The 22,914-nt window shown below is 56.5% G+C and carries 20 protein-coding genes; 11 read left to right on the top strand and 9 right to left on the bottom strand.

Translation table 11 applies throughout. The features are described from left to right. Positions 1 to 44: 44 nt before the first annotated feature. On the bottom strand, positions 45 to 1,166 hold the full coding sequence (locus tag ACR0MQ_RS13270) for an NAD(P)/FAD-dependent oxidoreductase (RefSeq protein ID WP_480608706.1): 1,122 nt from the start codon (positions 1,164 to 1,166) through the stop codon (positions 45 to 47). 41 nt (positions 1,167 to 1,207) lie between these two features. On the opposite strand from ACR0MQ_RS13270, the gene ACR0MQ_RS13265 reads away from it, so the two are divergent. Further along, a complete protein-coding gene (locus ACR0MQ_RS13265; protein ID WP_170775420.1) occupies positions 1,208 to 1,561 on the top strand; it encodes a winged helix-turn-helix transcriptional regulator in 354 nt (117 codons plus the stop codon). 104 nt (positions 1,562 to 1,665) lie between these two features. Here ACR0MQ_RS13265 and ACR0MQ_RS13260 read toward each other — a convergent pair whose 3' ends face one another. Further along, complete coding sequence (locus ACR0MQ_RS13260) at positions 1,666 to 2,679, bottom strand: LacI family DNA-binding transcriptional regulator (protein ID WP_480608680.1); 1,014 nt, start codon at positions 2,677 to 2,679, stop codon at positions 1,666 to 1,668. 104 nt (positions 2,680 to 2,783) lie between these two features. Between ACR0MQ_RS13260 and ACR0MQ_RS13255 the strand changes: the two genes are divergently transcribed. The 4 genes from ACR0MQ_RS13255 (at position 2,784) to ACR0MQ_RS13240 (ending at position 8,751) form a co-directional block, all read left to right on the top strand. Then, a complete protein-coding gene (locus ACR0MQ_RS13255) occupies positions 2,784 to 5,105 on the top strand; it encodes a DUF1989 domain-containing protein (RefSeq protein WP_480608678.1) in 2,322 nt (773 codons plus the stop codon). Positions 5,106 to 5,140: 35 nt separating this feature from the next. Beyond that, the gene (locus ACR0MQ_RS13250; protein ID WP_480608676.1) at positions 5,141 to 6,109 is read left to right on the top strand and encodes an ABC transporter substrate-binding protein; all 969 of its coding nucleotides are present in this window, start codon (positions 5,141 to 5,143) and stop codon (positions 6,107 to 6,109) included. A gap of 64 nt (positions 6,110 to 6,173) precedes the next feature. Then, positions 6,174 to 7,223 carry a quaternary amine ABC transporter ATP-binding protein gene (locus ACR0MQ_RS13245; protein WP_480608674.1) on the top strand — a complete coding sequence of 350 codons (1,050 nt, stop codon included), beginning with the start codon at positions 6,174 to 6,176 and terminating at the stop codon, positions 7,221 to 7,223. Positions 7,224 to 7,233: 10 nt separating this feature from the next. Continuing rightward, positions 7,234 to 8,751, top strand: a complete 1,518-nt coding sequence (locus tag ACR0MQ_RS13240; RefSeq protein ID WP_480608672.1) for an ABC transporter permease — start codon at positions 7,234 to 7,236, stop codon at positions 8,749 to 8,751. A gap of 419 nt (positions 8,752 to 9,170) precedes the next feature. Here the strand turns inward: ACR0MQ_RS13240 and ACR0MQ_RS13235 are convergent, their stop codons facing one another. From ACR0MQ_RS13235 to ACR0MQ_RS13205, 7 genes are read right to left on the bottom strand one after another with little or no spacing between them, the layout of a single operon-like run. Then, the gene (locus ACR0MQ_RS13235) at positions 9,171 to 10,235 is read right to left on the bottom strand and encodes an ABC transporter ATP-binding protein (RefSeq protein WP_170775408.1); all 1,065 of its coding nucleotides are present in this window, start codon (positions 10,233 to 10,235) and stop codon (positions 9,171 to 9,173) included. Beyond that, positions 10,235 to 11,020 (bottom strand): ABC transporter permease, encoded by a 786-nt coding sequence (locus ACR0MQ_RS13230; protein WP_170775407.1) that lies wholly within the window; start codon positions 11,018 to 11,020, stop codon positions 10,235 to 10,237. Before ACR0MQ_RS13230 ends, ACR0MQ_RS13235 begins: the two co-directional genes overlap by 1 nt. Further along, the gene (locus ACR0MQ_RS13225) at positions 11,017 to 11,880 is read right to left on the bottom strand and encodes an ABC transporter permease (RefSeq protein WP_480608670.1); all 864 of its coding nucleotides are present in this window, start codon (positions 11,878 to 11,880) and stop codon (positions 11,017 to 11,019) included. Before ACR0MQ_RS13225 ends, ACR0MQ_RS13230 begins: the two co-directional genes overlap by 4 nt. Before the next feature lie 28 nt (positions 11,881 to 11,908). Further along, positions 11,909 to 12,949, bottom strand: coding sequence for an extracellular solute-binding protein (locus ACR0MQ_RS13220; RefSeq protein ID WP_170775403.1), 1,041 nt, complete (start codon positions 12,947 to 12,949; stop codon positions 11,909 to 11,911). Between the two features lie 41 nt (positions 12,950 to 12,990). Continuing rightward, positions 12,991 to 13,923 carry a PfkB family carbohydrate kinase gene (locus ACR0MQ_RS13215; RefSeq protein ID WP_170775402.1) on the bottom strand — a complete coding sequence of 311 codons (933 nt, stop codon included), beginning with the start codon at positions 13,921 to 13,923 and terminating at the stop codon, positions 12,991 to 12,993. Then, positions 13,920 to 14,945, bottom strand: a complete 1,026-nt coding sequence (locus tag ACR0MQ_RS13210) for an ADP-ribosylglycohydrolase family protein (protein WP_170775401.1) — start codon at positions 14,943 to 14,945, stop codon at positions 13,920 to 13,922. The genes ACR0MQ_RS13215 and ACR0MQ_RS13210 overlap by 4 nt, the downstream gene beginning before the upstream one ends. Before the next feature lie 5 nt (positions 14,946 to 14,950). Further along, the gene (locus ACR0MQ_RS13205) at positions 14,951 to 15,682 is read right to left on the bottom strand and encodes a GntR family transcriptional regulator (RefSeq protein WP_170543534.1); all 732 of its coding nucleotides are present in this window, start codon (positions 15,680 to 15,682) and stop codon (positions 14,951 to 14,953) included. Positions 15,683 to 15,854: 172 nt separating this feature from the next. Between ACR0MQ_RS13205 and ACR0MQ_RS13200 the strand changes: the two genes are divergently transcribed. From ACR0MQ_RS13200 to ACR0MQ_RS13175, 6 genes are read left to right on the top strand one after another with little or no spacing between them, the layout of a single operon-like run. Beyond that, positions 15,855 to 16,682: an FAD binding domain-containing protein gene (locus tag ACR0MQ_RS13200; protein ID WP_480608667.1), complete on the top strand. Its 828-nt coding sequence runs from the start codon at positions 15,855 to 15,857 to the stop codon at positions 16,680 to 16,682. Further along, on the top strand, positions 16,682 to 19,417 hold the full coding sequence (locus ACR0MQ_RS13195) for a molybdopterin-dependent oxidoreductase (RefSeq protein WP_480608665.1): 2,736 nt from the start codon (positions 16,682 to 16,684) through the stop codon (positions 19,415 to 19,417). The genes ACR0MQ_RS13200 and ACR0MQ_RS13195 overlap by 1 nt, the downstream gene beginning before the upstream one ends. Then, on the top strand, positions 19,417 to 20,901 hold the full coding sequence (locus ACR0MQ_RS13190; protein ID WP_480608663.1) for a 6-hydroxynicotinate reductase: 1,485 nt from the start codon (positions 19,417 to 19,419) through the stop codon (positions 20,899 to 20,901). Before ACR0MQ_RS13195 ends, ACR0MQ_RS13190 begins: the two co-directional genes overlap by 1 nt. Further along, positions 20,898 to 21,761, top strand: a complete 864-nt coding sequence (locus tag ACR0MQ_RS13185) for a UPF0280 family protein (protein WP_480608661.1) — start codon at positions 20,898 to 20,900, stop codon at positions 21,759 to 21,761. Before ACR0MQ_RS13190 ends, ACR0MQ_RS13185 begins: the two co-directional genes overlap by 4 nt. Next, entirely contained in the window at positions 21,748 to 22,329 is a 582-nt protein-coding gene (locus tag ACR0MQ_RS13180; RefSeq protein ID WP_170775397.1) for an amino acid synthesis family protein, read from the top strand. The genes ACR0MQ_RS13185 and ACR0MQ_RS13180 overlap by 14 nt, the downstream gene beginning before the upstream one ends. Continuing rightward, on the top strand, positions 22,326 to 22,910 hold the full coding sequence (locus ACR0MQ_RS13175) for an amino acid synthesis family protein (RefSeq protein WP_480608658.1): 585 nt from the start codon (positions 22,326 to 22,328) through the stop codon (positions 22,908 to 22,910). Before ACR0MQ_RS13180 ends, ACR0MQ_RS13175 begins: the two co-directional genes overlap by 4 nt. Positions 22,911 to 22,914: the final 4 nt, after the last annotated feature.

Raw genomic sequence — 22,914 nt, 5'->3', positions numbered from 1 at the left:
GCAGTCTCTTGTCGGGAGGTGAATTGTGGGGCATTCAGCCCATCCTATCGCCCGAACGCCTTGCGATACTTCGAAATAAAAAGGTCTTTTCCCTTCAGTTGGCGCGTGACCCAATCGCCAACAGTCGCAAATAGCCAGCTGTTCCCGATTTTGGGACCAAGGGGCAGTAAGATCGGGGCTTTTTTCCATGGCACATATGGCTTTAGATCCTCGATCGCCTGGCCTTTCAGTGCTTGTTTCAAGGTTTTGATTAGCCACGGATTCTGTCGGGATATTGCCACAATGGTCATACCGTCACCGATATCGGCAATGTCCCCTGCGATGAAGACGTTCGGGTGCTTGGAAGGACGTAACCATTTGTCGGTTTGTATCCGGCCAGAAGGTGCCGTGGCGACCCCGGAAAGCGTTTGCGCCAAAGCCGTATTTGGCCGGGATCCGATCACAGGAAACACCAGATCAGCACTAATCACCCGGCCATCGGTCAATTTGACCGACCCGGCATAGGGTCTGTCCAAGCGTAGCAAGTTTTCCGCTCTTTGGCCCAGAACGATGTTCACGCCTGCGCGTTCCAGCTTGCGTTTCAACTGCGCGCCCAACTTTGCCGGGTACATTGGAAACAAAGTGTTATCTGAAGAAACCAATGTTATGTCCTTGTCGGGTTGAGCTGCGGCGATTTCCCCTGCCAACTCGGTGCCGACCGCACCTGCTCCGATGATGACAACCGACTTTGCTGACGCCAATTGCAAACTAACCTCAGCACTCGCCTCGCGAAAATCCTTAATGCTGTTGCCTTCAGGTTTGAAAGGCGCAGCATAGGACGAACCTGTTGCCAGGACGATGTAATCGGCGGGATAGATGGTTCCGTCTTCTAACGTAATTTCGGATTGTGTAACCCTTGAGGCCCGACCGCGAATGACGCGTCCGCGCATCAGTAAACGATCATAGGGCAGAATGATCTGATCCAACAATTCGGGCTGCAAAAGTGCACGAATGGTCGCTGGCGGCTGCACAAAGGCTTCGCGTTGCTCGATCAGCGTGACATCAGCGTATCCATCCAGTGCTTTGGCGACCTCAAAGCCAACATATCCACCGCCGACAATCACAACTTTCTTCTGGGTCATCTTCTTCCTCGTTGCGTTCCGTAAGCCTGAGGCGTAGTTAAAAATACAAGATCAAAACGACAAGTACGGTCACATAGGATACCGCTATGGGAACGCTCGAACCAGATGAAAACTGTCTGATTGAGCCACTGATCGAGGCGATCTCGGGTAAGTGGAAACTCTTGATCATCTATTGGCTGGCGCAGGAAACCTCACGGTTCAATCAGCTTCAGCGCAACCTCGGTAGCATCACCCACCGCACGCTTACCCGACAACTTGTTGAGCTGCAGGATGCTGGCTTTGTGTCCCGCAAGGACTTTCGGACTATCCCTCCACATGTGGAGTACAGTCTGACATCATTGGGGCAAAGCCTGATCCCTTTGTTGCAGGTCATGCATGAATGGGCGGCCGCAAACGCGGGCAAAATGGCACATCCGAAAGACAGCAAGGAGCGCATTTAGTTGCGTACGTTCCTGCAGTAATTGCATCCTTCCAACAGTTGCTTTCGGGACACTGAAGCCCGGTATCGAACGGGTCGGCCAATGTCTGGTCTGGACCACTTGCCTCAACAACGTTTTGTAGAGTTGCGAACAACGAGTTGTGTGAACAGCTCTTCGGATTTGGGCGCCTGATGAGATGTGATCCAGTTGGCAAGCGCGTCCGCTGCGCGTTCACCCATCTGAGAAACCGGTAAATGTACGCTTGTCAGTGGCGGAACGGTTACAGACGAAGTTGGAAGATCGTCAACCCCGACCATGGAAATTTGGTCCGGGACGATGATATTTTGTGCCTGAAGACCAAGCAAAACCCCCAGGGCGACGACGTCGGATAGACATAGAATTGCCGTTGGCTTGGTGCTTAGATTGCCCAAGTGTTTTGCAGCGTCTGCGCCGCCCTGATGGCTGATCTCGGTCTCGAAGGTTGAGAGCTTTCCGTCGAAGGGAAAGGCTTTGAGGCCGGTTAGGCGCGCTCGGGTACGGTCATTATCGTTAACGGGGCCATGCACGACCGCAATGTCTTGGTGTCCGAGTTCAACAAGGTGTTTTAGGGCAAGTTGCGCCGCAGCCGCGTTATCATACCCGATGGTCGGCAGCGGATTTTCCGGATTAAAGAAAGACGTGACGATCGTTGGCAACGACGCCCGTTCGATCAGTTCGTGAAACGCCGGGCTGTGGGTAATGCCAGTGATGATCAGTCCTTCTGCCCCGATATCCAGCAGGCTTTTGGCTTTCTCGGCTTCAATCTCTAGGCTCGCCTCGGTTGTCGCAACGATCAGAGACAACTGATGGTCTGATAGCTTACGCTCCAGAGCAGCAAGGAATCGGGCAAAGATCGCATTGTCCAGCGTAGGGACCAAAGCCCCAACAAAGCGGGTGCGACCAGAATTGATTGCCCTGGCAGCCGCGCTAGGAACGAATTTTAGGTCGGAAATAGCGGTCTGAACTTTTTCGAGCGTTTCCTTCTTCACCACGGTCGGTTCATTCAGCACCCTGGACACCGTTGCGACGGACACGCCCGCTGCTTTTGCTACATCTCTGAGATTTGAGCGTTTTTTAGGCTCGGGGGTTTTCTGCGTCACTGATTTTAGGGCCCGTCTTGCCGATTTCTAAGTAAAGAGTTGACATATGTAACTGGTTTCATCAAGCTCTGTAACTAGTTACATTTAGGGAATCTGGCTGCGCCATGCACGGATCTACGGTTTTACATACTTTTACTAACACGGGGTACGACGGCCCCGGTCGCCGGTTCCCGGGCTTCCCAAATGCCCTTGACGCACGCACGCATGTCCTGTCTCCGCGCGAGGCGGTGAAGCTGTCGATCAAACCCGGAGATTTGCTGTCAGTAGAAGGGGCTGGTTCACTGCAGCCATTGGATCTTGCTGCTTTGGCAGAGGGTGGGCAGCCGATGCTTGCGGCACTTGGGCTGAGCCAAACCGGGTTGGTTGAATGGGACGGTTTTGACAGTGCCCAGTTCTCGGGTTGGATAGCAGCGCGGGATGGGGATCAGCGGGTTCCCTGTTACAGATTTGATCAATCATCCGAGCCAGTGATTATACGTGCCAGTCAGACGATGACGGTCTGGTTGATCCGACCCGTCGGAGTTGCCGGGCTAATCGAAGGCTCAGGCGCCGGAAATGTGACGGTTCTGCACAAACCCGCAGCCAAACGTGATGTGCAATTGCCCCCTTTGCTGGGTGATATACGAGACGAATTCACCGTCCCTCGCGGCAGCGCCATGGCGTATGAGCTTAAAGCTGGCGAATTCGTTCAAATCATCGATGTTGAAGGCCAGCAATGTTCCGATTTCATGGCGTTGCGGGCTGATGGCCTGGATCGTGGCGAGGAATGGATGATCGACTCCACTGCCACTCGGTCCATGGTTAGACGGGCTTTTCCCGGTCCCGGTTTGCTGGATAAATTCTTTGATCGCGATATGCGCCCGTTACTGAATGTGGTTCAGGACACTTGTGGTCAACACGATACATTCGGTCTGGCGTGCACAGCTCGTGGTTACGAAGAGAGAGGCTTTCCCGGCCATCTAAACTGTTCCGACAACATGACCAATGCTCTAGTGCCCTACGGTGTCAAAAAGCGGACCGCTTGGCCCGCAATCAATTTCTTCTGGAGCACGTGGGTTGACCCGGCTTCGCATCATATCCTGACTGAAGAATCCCGTTCGCGACCCGGTGATTATGTTGCCATGCGAGCGTTGGAGGATCTGGTCTGCACCTCGACCGCCTGTCCAGACGACATTGATCCGATCAACGGCTGGAACCCGACGGATGTGCATGTACGTATCTACCGCCCTGAAACACCGATCCGCCGTGCGGTTGCCTATCGCGAAAAGGAAGACGCCCTCATGTCGATCAGCCAGGAGTCCGCTTTTCATGACCGTCTGGCCCCGTTGACCCAGCATTTTGCGCCAGCGCGTGATCTATGGGCACCGGTCAGTTACCCGGCCCATGGTACTTTGGGTGAATATTGGGCCTGCCGCGAAGCTGTGACAGTGCAGGACATGAGCGGTCTGCGCAAATTCGACATCGTCGGCCCGGATGCCGAGGCGCTGCTGCAACTGGCCACCACTCGAAACGTGGCGAAACTGCCGGTTTGGCGTGGATCTTACACGCCGATGTGCGACGAAAGTGGATCGGTCATTGACGATGGCACCTTGTTCCGTCTGGCGCCCGAGATTTTCCGTTGGTGCTGTGGGTCCGAGGAAAGCGGGCGGGTGTTGCAGGAACTGGCAGACGCGCGCGGCTTGCAAGTGCGGGTCCACGCATTGCGCGGAACGATGCCAAACCTGGCTATTCAAGGGCCGAAATCGCGCGACTTGCTACGCAAGATCGCTTTTACCCAACCGCATGTACCCAGCCTGGATCATCTAAAATGGTTCGGTGTCACCGTCGCACGGCTGAACGATCGCGAAGGTGCGCCGTTCATGCTGTCGCGATCGGGCTATACCGGCGAATTAGGGTATGAAGTTTTCTGCTCAAAATCCGATGCTGTCGCGATCTGGGATGCGGTAATGGCAGCCGGCGAAGAGTTCGGGATCGCCCCAATGGGTTCAGCCGCACTAGACATCATCCGGATTGAGGCAGGTCTGGCCGCCGCAAACGCCGAATTCGTACCGGGCGTCGATGCGTTCGAGGCTGGATTGGGCTTTGCGGTCGATCTGACCAAGTCTGACTTCACCGGCAAGTCGGCTCTGCAACGCAACGCACGCGACCCGCGCCGGGTGCTCAAAGGGCTGCTGATCGGTTGCGATGACGTGCCAGCCCGCGGTGCCCCGGTCTACGCGGGAGAACGGCAGGTGGGTGTGGTGACCTCGGCTATACGTTCACCGATGCTGGAGCATGCGATTGCGATGGCCCGATTGTCGGTCGAGCAGGCGGAAAACGGCACTCAATTGGAGATCGGACAGCTCGACGGACGGATGAAACGCCTGTGCGCGACGGTCTCGGACATTCCATTCATAGACCCGCAACGCAAGCGGGCGCGCGCCTGATGGCGCATGCAACTCAACGAAACGGGAGAATTAATATGAAAAAAGGAATGCTAACAGCAGCATTGACCCTGACTTTGGGCGCGACAACCGCGATCGCGCAGGACAAAGTGATGGTCGGTGAACCCAGCTGGCCCGGTGCCAAGATTATGAGCCGCGTCATTGGTCAGGTTGTCGAAACACGTCTAGGCGGCGAGGTTGGCTATGCGCCTGGCGCCAATGCGGTGATCTTTGCAGCGATGGATGGCGGGCGTGGAGATATCGACGTGCACCCGGATGTCTGGCTGCCGAACCAGTCGTCATTCACCGACGAGTATGTCGATCAGAAGGGCACCGTCGCGCTGTCTTCTGGCAGCTACGAGGGGCGCGCCGGCATCTGCGTGCCGAACTATATGGTTGAGGATCACAACATTCGTTCAATCTACGATCTGGCCACCCCGATGGCGCAAGAGCTCTTCGACTCGGATGGTGACGGCATGGGTGAGGTTTGGGTTGGTGCTTCGGGCTGGGCTTCAACCAACACATTCAAAGTGCGGGTGCGGGACTATGGGATCGAGACCTTCCTGACACCAACGACCGAGGATGAAACCGTGTTCTATTCACGCTTGAAGGACCAGGTTGACCAACAGAAGGGTGCGGCTTTCTACTGCTATGCGCCGCATTACGTGCATGCTTTGTATGATGTGACAATTCTGGAAGAACCCGATCATGATGCGACCACCTACAAGATGGTGCAGCCCGATCAGGACGCGGATTGGTTCAACAAGTCCCATATCAGCACCGGTGAACCGGTCAAGACCGTGACCGTCGCCCATTCCAAATCGCTTGAGCAGCGCAACCCTGCAGCGGCGTCCTTTTTGGCCAATATCGACATGGATGCCGGTGAACTAAGCGGCCTGACTTACGAGGTCGTCGTCAAAGGGCGTGACACAGACGAGGTCGTGGCCGAGTGGATCGCCGCCAATGGCGATACCGTCGACAGCTGGCTTGGTTTGACCACCAACTAAAACCTGTGCGCCCCCGATGATTTCGGGGGCGTTGCTCGATTCATGCAACTGCGGTGGGGTCAGTATGACAGCGGATATCGCAATCGACGCAAAAGGCGTTTGGAAGGTTTTTGGTGCGCGGTCGCAGGAAGCTTTGCAAGCCATCCACAGCGAGGGGCTGAGCAAGGCCGAAGTGCTGGAGCGCTTCAACTGCGTTGTCGGCGTCGCCGATGCAAGTTTCGAAATCGAGCGGGGTGAGTTGTTCTGCGTCATGGGCTTATCGGGTTCGGGCAAGTCGACCCTTGTGCGCCATGTGAATCGCCTGTTGGAGCCCACTGACGGCCATATCTATCTGGATGGCGAGGACGTGATGGGCCTGAATGATGAGGGCCTGCGCGACCTGCGCAACCGGCGCGTCGCTATGGTGTTCCAGAACTTCGGCCTGATGCCCCACCGTACTGTCCGTGACAACGTAGCGATGCCGCTGGAAATCCGAGGCACCGGCAAGGCGCGCCGCTGGGAAGAAGCGGACCGGGTGCTGGAACTAGTCGAGCTCAACGGTTGGGAAGACAAATATGCGCATGAGCTGTCGGGCGGTATGCAGCAACGTGTGGGTCTGGCCCGTGCCATCGCCGCCGACCCCGAGATATTGCTGATGGACGAGCCGTTCTCGGCCCTCGACCCGCTGATCCGAAAGCAGTTGCAGGACCAGTTCATGGATCTCAGCCACAAGCTGAACAAAACCACGATGTTCATCACCCACGATCTAGATGAAGCGATCCGCATCGGCCATCGTATCGCGATCATGAAGGATGGGCGCATTGTGCAGATCGGTACGCCGGAAGAGATCATCCTCAACCCCGCCGATGACTATGTGGCCGACTTTGTGGCAGGGATTTCCAAACTCAACATGATCTTCGCCCATGCGGTGATGAAATCGGTCGAAGAGTTCGAGGCGCATCACGGCGAAGTGCCCGAAGATGCCAAAGAGGCGCATCCGGACATGGATTTGTCCGATCTGATGGACCTCTGCGTTGATGGTCATGGAGTTGTAGTCGTCACTCAGGATGGCAAGACCGTGGGTGTTATCAACCGAGCGGGTCTGATCCGCGCGATTCAGGACAGTCAAGCCTAAGGGGACCGCTATGAAACATGTTGATACACAACAGATCCAACCGGAAACCGCCGACCGCCTGAATGGCTTGATCGGAGATTTCGTGGGACAGGGGCAGTCCTATTACCAAAAGACCTTTGCCTACATGATGCAGGCCCCCGGCTACCGCTTTACGCTGAACAAGGCCGCTGCAATTTTGGGTCCGATATGGTTCGGGGCGCGGGGGCTGTGGTCGTGGTTCCTTGGGTTTTTGGTGCTGGAAACGCTTGCCTATATCCAAATCGGTCTGGGCTTGTTCGGTGATCTGGGCCGTGAGTTTCGGGAACGCGCGGAACAGATTGAGCAGACATTGGAGCTGCGCCGCCAGCAAATTGCAGCGGCAGAGCAATCCGGTTCAACCACTTTGGAGTCATTGAAGCGCGCCGCGGAATCGCTTGAGGGTGCTTTGGCAGGCGCGCAGGAGGCCGCACGTTCGGCGGATTCGACAGGATTCACCTATCTGGTTATCGGGATCGTCCTTTTACTGGCGTTTAAGTTCCTGGCCGCCTCGTTGGCCAACTGGACGCTTGAAGGGCAGTTCGCGCGCTGGCGTTCGGACCCGAGCGTAGCGCATGGCTGGTCGCTGCCTCGAGTAGTCGTCGCGACGGCGCTGACTGCCGTGGTAGTAATTTTGTCGATGATCAAGTTTGCGCAACCCGATGCGCTAGCAGTACTCAAAACTTTCCCAACCAACCGGGACTGGCGTTTGAACGTCGGCGATGGCGTACAAGCAGTGTTTGAATGGACCAAAACCGCCGGGCGCGGCTTCTTCGATGGGCTGACCTATGGGATGCGCACCCTGTTGGACTGGATTGAGGTAGTACTGGTCGATACGCCGTGGCCGGTCGTGGCACTGGTGATTATCATGCTGGCCTATCTCTCTGCCGGACCGCGCGTGGCAATCTTCACCGGTGCGGCGCTGGCCTATCTGGGCCTGTTGGATTTCTGGGAAAAAGCGATGACCACGATTGCCCTGCTGGGCGCTGCGGCGTTGATCTCGATCACGCTAGGTATCCCGCTGGGCATCTATTGTGCGCGCCGCCCGCGGGCGTTTGCAATCGTGCGACCGATTTTGGATTTCATGCAGTCGATGCCGTCCTTCGTCTACTTGATCCCGGTCGTGGCCTTTATCGGATCAGGCAAGCCAGCGGGCGTGGTCGCAACAATGATCTTTGGCAGCCCCCCGGTGATCCGTTTTACCGTTCTTGGCCTGCAGCAAGTCCCCGAAACCGTGCGGGAGGCCGCCTTGGCCTTCGGAGCGACGCCCCGGTATCTGCTATGGAGGGTAGATCTGCCCCTGGCGCACAAGACTATCATGGCGGGTGTGAATCAGACTATCCTGATGTCTCTTGCGATGGTGGTCGTCGCCTCGCTGATCGGTGCAAAAGGCTTGGGCGAGGACGTGCTGGAGGCACTTCAATATGCCGCTGCAGGACAAGGAATTTTGGCTGGATTGGCGATCCTGTTCTGCGCGCTCATCCTGGATCGGATTGTGGCTGGAAGAAAATGACGAATACGTCAAGCGCACGATCACTCGACAGTATTTCGAGGTGGGCGATGCAGATTTGTTCGCAGATGTCACGGTCTCGTTTGAACCCTTAGTTTGAGCAAGCTCACTGGCCCGGGCATGTGGGTGGCGCAGGCACCTACAAGGTGACAGGCTATGTTGTTCTACTAATCTGATTGAAGCTGGTTCGAATTGTTTTCCAACCCGGTGGCAGCGCAGATCCAGTGCCGCATATGTAGGATTGATGTTTGAACCCAGATCGCCGGACTATTAATCGCATTCGCCACCCAGTAAGGCTTCATTCAATTAGTAGGCTGATCCGGTCGCGTGCAGTCACTTCGTTTATCACGAGGTCAACGCACGTCAGGCCGTGTTTGTCGTAGCGCCATGAACGAGGGTTTTCGAACTTGATCTTGCTCGGCTCAGTTGGGATCGAACCCAACTGATCCTTCTGGTACAACAATCGTGTGCTCGGGTTTCCAGCTCAGCCATATTTCGCCACCTTCGGGCAAATCCGGGATGTCCTGATCGCGCGCAATGACTTTGAAGGTGTTGTCGTTGTGTTTCAGGACGCAGGTCGCCATCGCTCCGGCGAAGATGCGACGGACCAGCGTGGCGGGGAGTTTTGAGGTCTCGTCGCCGTCAGGCTCTGAGATAGATATGCTCATGTTCTCGGGTCTGACGGCCAGGGTCGACTGCGGTGTCGCTCCGTGTGGTAATTTGATATCCGCACCGCCAGAATTCAGAGCCAAGCCGCTTTGACCTGTCAGAATATTGGCTTCGCCCAGGAATTCGGCGGTAAAGACGTCGACGGGATTGTTGTAGACTTCGCGTGGCGGGCCAGCCTGTATCATCGTTCCCTGTCTGAGGATGCCGATCTTGTCTGACAAAGTAAGGGCTTCTTCCTGATCATGGGTCACAAAGATCGTTGTAATGCCAATCTCACGCTGAATACGCTTCAATTCTATCTGCATGTCGACGCGCAAGGATTTGTCCAAGGCCGACAGCGGCTCGTCCAATAGAAGCACCTTTGGATTAGTGACAATAGCCCGTGCCAATGCCACGCGCTGTCGTTGACCACCAGACAATTGATGAGGCTTGCGGTCGCCCAGTTGCCCAAGCTGTACCAATTCTAGCGCTTCACTCACGCGGCGGCGTTCCTCGGCGGCACCTACTTTGCGTACACGCAAGCCAAAACCCACATTGTCGGCGACGGTCATATTGGGAAACAGAGCATAGTTCTGGAACATCATTCCGATGTCACGCTTTTCGACGGGAATGTGCTCGACCGACTGATCACCGATATGGATCGAACCACTGTCCGCAAAGATGAATCCGGCAATGGCACGCAGCAACGTCGTCTTACCGCTGCCTGATGGACCGAGCAGGGCAAAAAAACCGCCATCCGAAAAGTGCATGGTGACGTCATTCAAAGCCTTGAGTGACCCGAATGTTTTGGTGACGTTTTGGACAGAAACATCGGCCATCAGCGTTCTCCTCCGAAATTTGAGAACCGGGCTGCAAACAGCATCACGGCCATCGAGATTACGATAATGATTGTCGAGATTGCATTGATTTCCGGCGTGAAGCCTTTGCGGATCGAGGTGTAGATCAAAACCGGCAGCGTGCTGTCTCCGGGTTCGGAGAGGAAGTACGACACAACGAACTGGTCAAAGCTGACCGCAAAAGCGAACAGAGCACCGGCAATGATCCCCGAAGCGATCCAGGGCAGGGTAACGCGGCGGGTCACGGTCCAGCTGTCGGCGCCCATGGACCTTGCGGCCTCTTCCAGTGTGGGATCAAATGTCGCCAAGCGGGCGCTGACGACGACGATCACGTAAGGCAGGGCCAGGGCGACATGGCCGATCAGAACCGACGGTGTGCCGCGGCCAAGACCGACGCCATAGAAAAAGATCAGCATCGCCGTGCCGGTGATCAGCCATGGAATTGCGATCGGCGGGAACAGCATCACCTGCAGGAAGCGCTTGCCACGGAACTCGAACCGGAACAGGGCCAGCGAGGCGGCTGTGCCCAAGACGGTGGCAATCACTGTTGTGGCCAGCGCGATCAGAATTGAGCGGGTCGCGGCATTCAGAATTTCAGTATTCTGGCCCAGTTTTTCGTACCATTTTAGCGAAAACTCGAAGGGCAGTTGATAATACTGTGACGCGTTGAAGGACATGAATGCCATGACGATGATCGGGGCGTAAAGAAAGAACAGGATCAGGCCAAGCCAAGCCTTACCTGCCCAGACCAGATAGGTATTCCTCATGTCTGTGCCCTCCGCAATGCCGGGCTGGCGGTTGCCAGGATCACCAAAACCACCGCAAGCAGGATAAAGGACAAGGCAGCCCCTAAGGGCCAATTGAACACGGCCACGAACTGATCCTCGATCACAGTGCCAAAATAAGTTCCAACACGACCACCTAATATGCGTGGTTCCATGAAAGAGCCGACGACAGGGACAAAAATCAATACCGCACCGGCCAGCAGCCCGGGCAAGGACAAAGGCAGGATGACGCGCCAGAGGATGGTCAGTTTGTTCGCCCCCATTGACCGCGCGGCGTCGATCAGATTGTCGTCGATGGCCTGTAAGGCCAGATACGAAGTCAAGATCACGTAAGGCAGGTAAGAGTGGACCAGGCCGATAACGATCGCAGAGGTCGAGAACATCAGGTTCACATCGACCTCGAACGGCAGGATCGCGTTGAGGCCGAGCTCTAGCACTCCATTTCCGCGCAGAACGATGGCCCAGGAAAATATCCGGACCAGAGAATTCGACCAGAAGGGCAGGATGACTAGAAGGAATAGTGCTTCGCGCGACTTACCCTTAATCGCCTTAGCCAGAACATAGGCGCAGGGAAAGCCAACCAGCACCGAAATCACCGTCACAGTCAAGCCGAGCTTTATGGATTTCCAAAGCAGCGTTGCGTAAGTCGAGGTCTGGAAGAAGGCCTGATAGTTTTCAGACGTATAGTGCCATTCGGCATCGCCAAAAGGCACATCGGACAAAAAGCTAAAATACAGCATCGCCGACAGCGGCAAAAATATTGCCACCGTCAGCCAAATATAAGCCGGAGAAAGCAGGCTGACGATCTTGAGCCTGTCTTGTCGGGCGAGAACCGTTGACATGTCTGCTTTCTCCTTCGCGTGCCTGGGCTTATTGGGCGGCTTTCAACCCTTGCCAGAGCTCAAGGTATTTCTCGCGGTTTTCATCCGAGACCGGACGCTGGAACTGGACGCGTGCCACGACTGCGGGATCCCCAAGAACGCGCTTGTTGAAGGCGTCATCAGGCAACGCAGCAGCGGCTTTGGCATTGGCCGAAGCCGGGGCACCGCTTTCGGCCCACTTGACGTAGAACTCTGGGTCGATCATCCAATTGATAAAGGCGTGCGCAGCCTCTTTCTTGGTCGATGAGGTTGGGATGGACAGACCATCCAACCAGCCGATTGCACCCTCGTCTGGAACGATGAACTGTACCGGCAAACCGGACGCCATCGAGCGGCTGGCAGAACCGGACCAGAAGGTTGCCACATCCAGATCACCCGCGGCCATGAACTGGTTCCAGTCGTTCTCCGACCCCCAATAGGTTTTGATCTGAGGCATCAGCTCGGCAAGTTTGGCCTCAATGGCATCAAGATCCTGAATGTCGTTGATGTTCTGACCTGTTGCGATAGCTGCGAATTGTACGGCTTCCAACGCGTCATCGCGGATCGAGACTTTGCCTACGTGCGCCGTGTCCCAAAATACCTCAATCGACGTTGGCATCTCATTGAATTCATTGGTGTTCACAGCAAAGGATGTCAGGCCCCAGGTCCAAGGCATTCCATGCAGCGCACCTCCGGCGTTGAGGTCCGGATTGGCGGCCAGATTTTCAGGCACGTCACTAAAATTCGCGACCATCGAGCTGTCCACTGGCCCTATCAAACCCTCGGCCTGCGCCTGCGGAGTAAAGGCCGCGTTGATCAGCACGACATCATAGGCACCGGGGTTGGTCCGAAGCTTGGTCAACATCTCTTGTTCAGAATTGAAGTATTCATGAACGACGGTGTGGCCCGTTGCCTCGGTAAAGGCAGAAATGGCCCAGTCTTCGTCGGTTCCATACCCTTGCCAATTGAGAACTCGGATCTCATCGGCCAGAACGGCCGCGCCCGTTGTTGTCAAAGCAACTGTGGTTGCTAATAGGATACGTTTGTTCATTGTGATCTCCCGGTTGAATGGTCTTTAGCTTTGGTTCTCGATCAACCCGCCTCTTTCTTGTTTAGGGCGTCCGCCACGACCGCTTGGGTCGGCGCCGTTGCGGGCCCTTGTTGTGTGGTTGACAACGCCGCAGCGACATTTGCGTAAATGGCTGCTTCCTTTGGGGTATCACCGCGCGCCATTCGCGCGATGAAACTGCCAACATGGGTGTCACCAGCGCCGTTGGTGTCCACCGCTTGAACGCGGTAAGGTGGGATATGGTGAAGAGCATCGGGCCGAGCCAGAATGCAGCCGTCTTCCCCCAGTCGCACAACAGTTCCACCGTCATCAGGGCGGGTTTCAGCAAGTGCTCTGGCAGCAGCAACAGGGTCCGTGTGACCAGTCAGAACCGCAGCTTCGCGCGCATTTGCACTGATCCATGTGGCCCGTCTCAACGCCGTCTGCAGCACTTCATGTGGGAGAGAAGCGATGATGGGCGAAGGATCGAACACCAGGTTATTGATGCGGGCATCCGAAGATAACCTCTGGTGCAGCGCATCACGCGAGCCCGTGTAGTGCAGAGCGTAGCCAGACAAAAGGGTCCAGTCGAATTCGGCAAAGCTGATCTGCGTTAAGTCCTCGGCAGTCACGTGCCCCTCAGCACCGTCGCTTGCCACAAAGGTCCGCTCACCCTGAGGGTCGATCATCACGGTACAGCAGCCCTGATCGCGCGTTAGGTCTTGTGCCCGCAGGAACGGGACACCTTCGGTGTTAAGACCTTCGCGAATAATCTTGGCAAATGGGCCAGATCCGATAGAGCCTCCATAGAACACCATCATACCTGCGCGTTTCGCGGCCACCATGGCGTTGAACCCGCCACCAGGTGCGATGGAGAAACCCTTGACGATAGCTTCTTCACCAACCGCTGGAACAGCTTCGACCTGATAGAGCAGATCGGCCACAACACCTGACATCTGAAGAAGACGATTGGTCATCTTGTGGCCTCCGTCTTTGCGTCAGACGTATTGCGAAGAGAAAGCAACTGTTCCGCTATTGCTTCGATGGGTAGGTTGTTGGCAGCACGAACTGGGTCGAGTACAGCGGGTGCGATGGCTTCAATTCCGGCGCATGCCCCGGCCATCGCTCCGGCAATAGCGCCGATTGTATCTGTGTCGTCCCCGATATTCGCAGCAATCCGGGTGGCCTTCCAGACATCACCCGACGCCATCCTCACGATGCCAAAGGCCGCCGGGACAGATTCAAACGAAGAGACAGAAGTTCCGACGAATTGCGCGAATTCGACGTCGGTCATGCCCTGATCCGCGAGATCAAGTGCGTTTGAAATCCGACGACGCATGTTTGCTTCGCCAAACCGATGGCCGCGTTTCTGCCCTTGCTCTGTGGCGTCTAGCGCGGTGTCGAGCGCTGAGTCGAAATCAAGACCATCCACACCACAGCTGACGACAGTGGCAACAGCAGCAGCAGCGGCAATGGCTTCGCCCGTGTTGTGCGTCATACGGCAGGCCAGTTCCACGCGGTCCAAGAAGTTCTGCGTTGGCGAGAAATGCGTGGCGATCCCAACTGGTGCAATTCGCATCGCAGCGCCGTTTGTTGTTCCGTTGCGCCCCGTTTCGCTTGCTGGTTCTCCGTTCAGCATCGCTGCAAGAGCCGCTTTGGAAGATGGACCCAGCAGGTCGCGCAACCCGCGGGTACGAACGTCACGTTCCCAATCCAGTAGATCTTGTGCCCACAGCGTTTCGTCAAACCCTTCGCCATCTTTCACGAGACGTTGAGCCAACAGAAATGCCTGTTCGGTGTCATCCGTCACCTGCGCCGCCTGTAGGCCATGAGAGACCGGATGGTCGGGGTAGGGGGCGACATAAGTTGTGATCTCGCCATAATGTTGCGCTATTTCTGAGCGCGACAGCGTTTGTGAGGGCATACCCAACGCATCCCCGATGGCCATTCCGGCAAGAGCGCCGCAAGCGCGACTGAAAGCCAGTTCTCCAGTGGCCATAGCCGTCAAAACTCCATGTGCAGACCAAACAGGTCTGGGTCCAGAATGCTCTCGACAAATTCCAGGGAGTCCCCGTCGGCTGAACGGGTCAACCGGCACAGCCGCAACATCGGTTCTCCTGACACGCGCCCCATGACAGCCGCGTCTTCCGCGCTGAGCGCGGGCAAAACACGCGCCCATTCGCTACCACCGTTGACTGCCAACCCGCGACTGCGAAGCGTTTCCGTCAAAGAGCCGTTTTCCAGACCGGTCTCAATTATCTCGGAAAACTCCGAACGCCATGGGACACGGCTGCGTTCCAGCGACACTCCCTGACCGGTGTTCACACGAAAACGTAAACGATCGACCATCAGGACATCGGTGCCGACACTTTCAGGTGCGTCTGCTAAATCCATTTTACCGCGTGTCAGGCGAAGAATCCGCGTCGCAAGTTCGGTTTCACCCGAGGATAATGCAACGCTCCATCCCTTGCGGTCGTCGATCGTTTTTCCCCCGAAGGTTACAAATGATCCGATGCCGCGCCGGGTCGTGATCAGACCCTTGCGGCTGAGGATATCGAGGCTTTTGCGTATCGTGTTTCGACTGACCGAGAACCGTTTGACCAGCGCGTTCTCACTGGCCAGCGGTGCGCCTGTATCCAACCCACCTGACCGGATCTCTTCCTCGAGCATGAGTGCGATCCTGACAGATTTCGGTGCTCCGATCCGATCAGTGCTTGTTGATTCTTGTTCAGACATGTTCATGCTTGTACCTTATCCGGATTCGATTATCTGTCAACTTGGGTATACGGAGGCCCACTTGGCTCAAACTGCAGCCCATGTTTGATTGGATGTGTTCTCAGGACAGTTCTGTTGACTCTGGCAAACGTCCACACTTATCATTAGTGTGCTAATGAAAGTGGATATGTGCATGGCCTACTCACAACCAAGCTTGTTGCCTGATGCGTTGGGCATTCTTAAGCAGGCTGGAGTCCGCGTTGTCGCAGGTGGGACAGATTTCTATCCGGCGTTGAAAGCAGGCCAGCATCCCGAAAATCTGTTAGATGTAACAAGAATAGATGGGTTTTCGGACATCACGCAATCTGAAGGGGGCACAAGTATTGGTGCCGCCGTCACATGGTCGGATGTTGTTAGAACTGATCTTCCTCGGGCCTTTGATGCCTTGAAGCAGGCGGCGCGCGAGGTCGGAAGCCTGCAAATTCAAAATGCAGGTACGGTTGTCGGAAACATTTGCAACGCCTCTCCCGCCGCCGATGGTGTTCCACCTCTGCTTGCATTGAATGCTGAGGTTGAGCTGGCCAGTGCAGCAAAGGGAAAGCGTGTTCTTCCCCTCGAGGCATTTATCAGGGGTGTGCGGCAAACAGCGTTGATGGATGACGAGCTGGTGACAGCGATCATCGTGCCGAAACCCCATGCTGGCATGACGTCTGGTTTTGAAAAATTAGGGAGCCGTCGCTATTTGGTCATTTCTATTGCCATGACAGCGGCAAATGTTCTTTTGGATACACAGGGAAGAATAGCCGAGGCTCGCATCGCAGTAGGGTCCTGTTCCGCCGTAGCGCAACGGCTTAAGGCGGTAGAGGCGAGCCTGATCGGTCAGGATCCCGCTGATGTCAGGATTTCTCCGATTGATGTCGCAGCATTAGCGCCGATCGATGATGTCCGAGGGACAAGTTCGTATCGGCTTGATGCAGTGCGTCATCAAATTCAGCGTGCAATTCACAAGGCGGTTTCGTGATGAACAAAGCGCTTTCAGGCACCCCGACCCCATTTCGTTTGAATGGACGTGAAGCGGCCCCATTGCTTTTCCCTGGCCAACGACTGTCCGAAGCTCTGCGCGAGGGTTTGGGGCAACGCGATGTGAAGATTGGCTGCGATGCGGGGGATTGCGGCGCGTGTACTGTGCTGATTGAGGGCGAGCCCGTTTGCGCCTGTCTGACCCCAGCACATCAGGTTGCGGGGCGCGAGGTCGAAACTGTGCAAGGATTACATGCCAATGACCCCGTGGCAGCCAAGCTGGCGCAGAGCTTTCTGGATCATGGCGCAGCGCAATGCGGGATCTGTACGCCTGGCATGATGGTATCTGCCGTTGCGCTACTGCGGGACGTGCCTGAGCCCACCGAGGTGCAAGTGAAGGATGCGTTAGGGGGTGTGCTATGTCGCTGTACAGGTTATCGCAAAATCATCAACGCGGTGATGGGTGCGCCCTCGGTTGCTATTGCGAAAGCGGGTAAGGTGGGCGATGCGGTTCAGCATTTGGATGGGATCGAAAAAGTTTCGGCTACCGTCAAGTACGGCGATGATATTGCACCCGTGGGGTGCCTTGAGATTTTGGTCATTCGCTCCCCCCATGCCCGGGCGGTTTTTGAAATTGGTGACCTCGAAGGATTCGCGCAGGCGGCTGGACTGGACGCGGTTCTGATTGCGGAAGACGTGAAGGGCCAGAACAACTTTGGCGTGATACCCGGATTTGAAGACCAGCCCGTCTTTGCCGAGCGGGAAACGCGTTTCAGGGGAGAGGCTGTCGCGGCCCTGATTGGTGCTCGGGATGTGCTTCGCGCGATCGATCCGGAAATGGTACCGATTACTTGGACCGAACTGCCTGCCTTACAAGACATGGACGCAGCCCAAGGTGAAAGAGCCGATCAACTACATGATGGCCGGGACAACAATGTGATGTGTGCTGGTTTTGTGACTTGTGGCGATCCGAATGCGGCCCTGGCACGCGCGCATGTAATTGTGGAAGGCCGGTTTGAAAGCGGCTTTGTCGAGCATGCATATATCGAACCTGAAGCGGGTTTCGCCGAAGTCGTGAACGGTCGCGTTGAGGTGCATGCCTGCACGCAAGCCCCGGTTATGGATCTCGAAGGGCTCGAGCGTGTTCTGGGGCTTGAACGCTCGGACATACGTGTTGTGCCAACGGCCACCGGGGGCGGTTTCGGTTCCAAGTTGGATATGAGCGTACAGCCCTACCTGGCACTCGCGGCGCTGAAGACGGGCAAACCTGTGCGGCTTTGCTACACGCGTATTGAATCCATGCAATGTTCGACCAAACGGCACCCCTCAGACATCACGCTTAGGATCGGTGCTGATAAGACGGGCAAGCTCTGTGGCTTTGACTTTCGTGGCCGCTTTGACACGGGGGCTTATGCCAGTTGGGGACCGACGGTGGCGAACAGGGTGCCAGTCCATGCTTCGGGACCGTACCGCGTGGCGGACTACATCGCGCAGGCCAAGGGTGTGCATACCAACAACCCGCCATCGGGGGCGTTTCGCGGCTTTGGTGTGCCTCAGGCAGCCATTGCACAAGAATGTCTTTTCGACGATCTGGCCGAGAAGCTGGGAATGGATGCGCTGGAGTTCCGTATTCTCAACGCATTGGATAATGGTGTGCCGACCGTGTGCGGACAGGTGTTCGACCGGGGGGTCGGGATCAAGGCCTGCCTTGAGGCATTGCGGTTGGCCTGGACGGAAGAGCGTGCAGGTGTTGAGGCATTCAATGCACAAAATGACACTGTAAAACGCGGTGTGGGTATCGCCAGCGGATGGTATGGGTGTGGCAACACGTCTTTGCCCAACCCATCGGCCATCAAATGCGGCATTCGCGCTGATGGCACGGTGGTGCTGCATCAAGGCGCGATGGATATTGGTCAGGGGGCCAATACCGTCATCACCCAGATTTTTGCTACCGCACTTGGGGCCGAGGTGGGTCAGATTACGCTTGTAGGAGCGGATACGGATGTGACACCGGATGCGGGCAAAACCTCGGCCTCGCGCCAGACTTTTGTCTCGGGCAATGCGGCGCGGCTCTCGGGTGAGGCATTGCGGGCCATGATACTGGAACGTCTGAACGTTGCCGAAGATGCTGCCTTGGAGTTCAGCGCCGGGGAAATTCAGGCGACTGATGCCGGGGGGGCTCGTGTGCTGGATCTTTCGGCTCTAGAAGCGGACTCGGATGGGTATGTTCTTCGCGCTGAAGAAAGCTATGATCCGCCGACAAAGCCCTTGGATAAAAATGGGCAGGGGCATCCTTACGCCCAATTCGGTTATGCCGCGCATCTGGCTGTTGTCGAAGTGGATACCGCGCTGGGCACAGTCACGCCAGTGAAATTCATTGCGGCTCATGATGTCGGTCAGGCCATCAACCCGATGCTAGTCGAAGGGCAGGTCCATGGCGGCATTGCTCAGGGTCTGGGGATGGCGCTAATGGAGGAATACATCCCGGGACTGACCGAGAACCTGCATGACTATCTGATCCCGACAATCGGTGACATCCCCCCGATTGAGACCATTATCATCGAAGAAACCGACGCGCATGGCCCGTATGGCGCCAAGGGACTGGGAGAGCATGTGTTGATCCCAACGGCACCGGCGATCCTGAACGCAATCAAACATGCAACAGGGGTACGACTGTTCAAGGGACCGGCAATCCCCAGCGTCGTCCATGCAGCCCTCAAGAAGAGTGTAACGTGATGACGGATGTTGCGAAGCCAGAAAAGATCCGCTGCGACGCCTGCCCGGTGATGTGCTATATCGCCGAGGGCAATTCGGGCGCCTGCGACCGTTATGCCAACCACGGTGGCGAGCTGGTTCGGCTTGATCCGTTGACCATCATCCAAAGTGGCCAAGACCTCGTTCCGTTCATGGGCGAGGGCGCGACAGAGGAATGGGATGGCGATATATTCAAAGGTGAGCGTCAGTTTGTGACGGCTGTAGGAGCGGGAACCACTTATCCCGACTACAAACCTGCACCCTTTATCGCAAGCCAAGAGGTCGAAGGCGTCGATATGGTCACGGTCGTGACCGAGGGCATCTTTAGCTATTGCGGTGTGAAGGTGAAGATCGACACTGACCGTCATATCGGCCATGAGCGTGACGTGGTGCGCGTCGACGGGGAACCGATCGGCCATGTCATGACTTCGGAATACGGCTCGAAAATGCTGTCTTTGGGTGGTGTCGAGCACCTCACGGGTGGTAGCAAGAAAGAAGGCCGCGTAACCTGTGACGCCCTGCTGCGGCTTTGCAACCGAGAACCAGTGACGATGGTGATCGGCGAAGAAGATCACGCCACCGAAGTTGTGGTCGAGGCCGGTAAGCCACCGATCATCAACGGCGTGACAGAAAGCTTGATGCGCGTAGGCTGCGGTTCTGCCACGATAGGCATGTTCCCGAAACAGTGGATCGGTCATGTCGACGACGTCGTTGTGGTGGATGACCACATCACCGGAGTGCTCAGCGAGCACGAGACCGGCAAGCAGCTTGATGTCCCAGCAACGGGGATCAAGATCAAAGGACGGCGCTCGACGCCTGGGCGATACTTCCAAGTGGCAGAGCCCGGCACCGGTTGGGGCGGCACAGATATCGAGGACCCTCTTGCGATCCTTGGCCCCTTTAACCCCAAAACAGCATGGGAAGGCCTGCGGCTGTTTATGGTGTCCACAACGGGTGAGCAGTTTTCATACTATGAACTCGACGCCGATCTTGCCCCGCAACTGCAGGACGTACCCGCGAAACTGGCGGCTTCAGCTGCGCTAATTGCGGAAAACTGCGAACCTTCGGTTTGTTCAGTGCTGTTCATGGGTGGGGCAGGTGGATCGCTGCGCGCAGGCGTTACTGAGAACCCCGTGCGCCTGACCAAATCGGTCAAGGACGCGCTGACCCATGTGTCTTGTGGTGGTGCAGATGCCTATGTGTGGCCCGGAGGCGGGATCACTGTGATGGTAGATGTGTTGGATATGCCCACGAACTCTTTTGGCTATGTTCCAACTCCCGCGCTTGTCGCCCCCATCGAATTTACCTTGCGTGTTAGAGATTACGCTGCCCTGGGCGGACATGTGGACCACATGCGCCGCGTCAGTGACATCAATTCGGATCAGGCTCGCCACGTACGACAAAAACCTAATGCCGGGGATCCGATGGATCTTGGAAACTACAATTGGAAGGCGGACGCAGAATGAGGCCGCGCGCGCGCCTTTTGCCCGATGGCCAACGGCTGCATCTGCAGCATGGTCCCAGTGATCTGATTGTTTGGGTGGAAGGGGATCGGGATCAGGCGTATCGGACCGCAGCAAAGCGGTTCGAAACGATCATCGCCGAAATTGTACAGGAACTGTCGGACCTTAGGGGGATGCTGTCTCCGCTAACAAAACGTCCCAACGGCACAGTTGCGCGTCGAATGCATGACGCGTGTCTGCAGTTGACTGATGTGGGGTACGTCACACGGATGGCCGCCGTGGCCGGAAGCATCGCGGATGAGGTGCTTGCGGCAATGACCCAAAGCGCGAATATCACGCGCGCTTATGTCAACAACGGTGGAGATATTGCTCTATATCTGACCCCGGGAACGAGCTTCAATACCTCGATCCAAGCCCATGACGGCGGCGAATTGGGTCGGATTGAAGTTACGGACAAGGATCGTATCGGGGGTATTGCGACCTCTGGTCGCCACGGGCGCAGCCTGTCTCTGGGCATCGCGGACAGCGTGACGGTGCTCGCCTCATCGGCCGCTGAGGCTGACGTTGCGGCAACACTCATCGCTAATGCGGTGGACCTGCCGGGTCATCCATCGATCACACGTCGCGCCGCTTGCGATATCGACGAGAACAGTGATTTGGGGGAGTTGCCGGTCACTGTTAGCTGTGGTGCTTTGTCAGCCGAGGACTGTGAACGCGCTTTGGCCCGAGGTCTCAACCGCGCGACATCGTTTCAGGCCCTGGGACGGATCGCGTCTGCGGGTTTGTTCCTCCAGGGCCGATCTGTCACAACCGGTGCACACGCATTTTCGTTCCAACAAGAGATACAACATGTCCCAGCTTAATGTCCGGAAAACAGCCTATTCTGTCGAAGAGATTTTCCACGAAGGTGGTCCGGCCCCGGCGAGCCCCCTGCGTCGGGCGGCGGCGATTGCGATCATCGAGAACCCATTTGCCGGGCGTTACGAGCCTGATATTCAGTGGTTTATGGAGGACCTCAAGCCACTTGGTTTGCAGATGGCGAAGCGATTGGTCGAGATGCTGGATGGGGCGGACAAGATTGAAGGCTATGGCAAAGGCGCATTGATAGGTGAGGCGGGTGAGCTGGAACATGGCGCCCTGTGGCACGCTCCGGGAGGTTACGCAATGCGCGAACTTCTCAATGATTCCAACGCGATCGTACCCTCTACCAAGAAAGTCACGGGCGTTGGCGGGCGGCTCGATGTGCCGATCACCCATATAAATGCCTCTTACGTTCGAAGCCACTTTGACAGTATGGAGGTCGGCCTGAACGACGCGCCCAAAGCTCATGAAATGGCCGTCATTCTGGTCATGAGCACAGGACCACGCATCCACGACCGCGCTGGCGGCCTGGCAGCCAAGGATATCAAAGGAGAGGACGGCCTGAGATGAGCGCTAAGATTCGTAAGATCGCTGTAAACATCGAAGAAACGCATTCCGAAATCGGACGAAAGATCGACCCGGCCACCCGCAAGGCCGTCGCCGTTGCAGTAATCGAAAACCCGTTTGCGGGCACCTATACTCAGGACTTAAGCGCATTGATGGAGATCGGTGCAGAGCTGGGCACGCTGTTGGGCCGCAAATGTGTCGAAGCCCTTGGTATCATGCCGGAGCAGGCAGAGAGCTATGGTAAGTCGGCCATGGTCGGCGAAAATGGCGAGTTGGAACATGCCGCTGCGATCCTCCATCCCAAGTTGGGCGCGCCGTTGCGTAAAGAAGTGGAAAAAGGGGCCGCCTTGGTGCCGTCTTCGAAAAAGATGGGTTCGCCCGGTCAGGTGCTTGACGTGCCGCTTGGGCACAAGGACGCAGCCTATGTACGCAGCCACTTTGACGGCATCGAAGTACGGCTGAACGATGCGCCGCGTGCAAATGAAATTATGGTGGCCGTGGCTGTGACCGACAGCGGGCGGCCATTACCCCGTGTTGGTGGCTTGACCCACGATGAAGCAGAAGGCAAAGACGGGCTTCGTTAGGAGC

It is taken from the genome of Ruegeria sp. AN6 (genome assembly GCF_056540425.1).
This window is presented reverse-complemented; position numbering and strand designations above follow the sequence as displayed.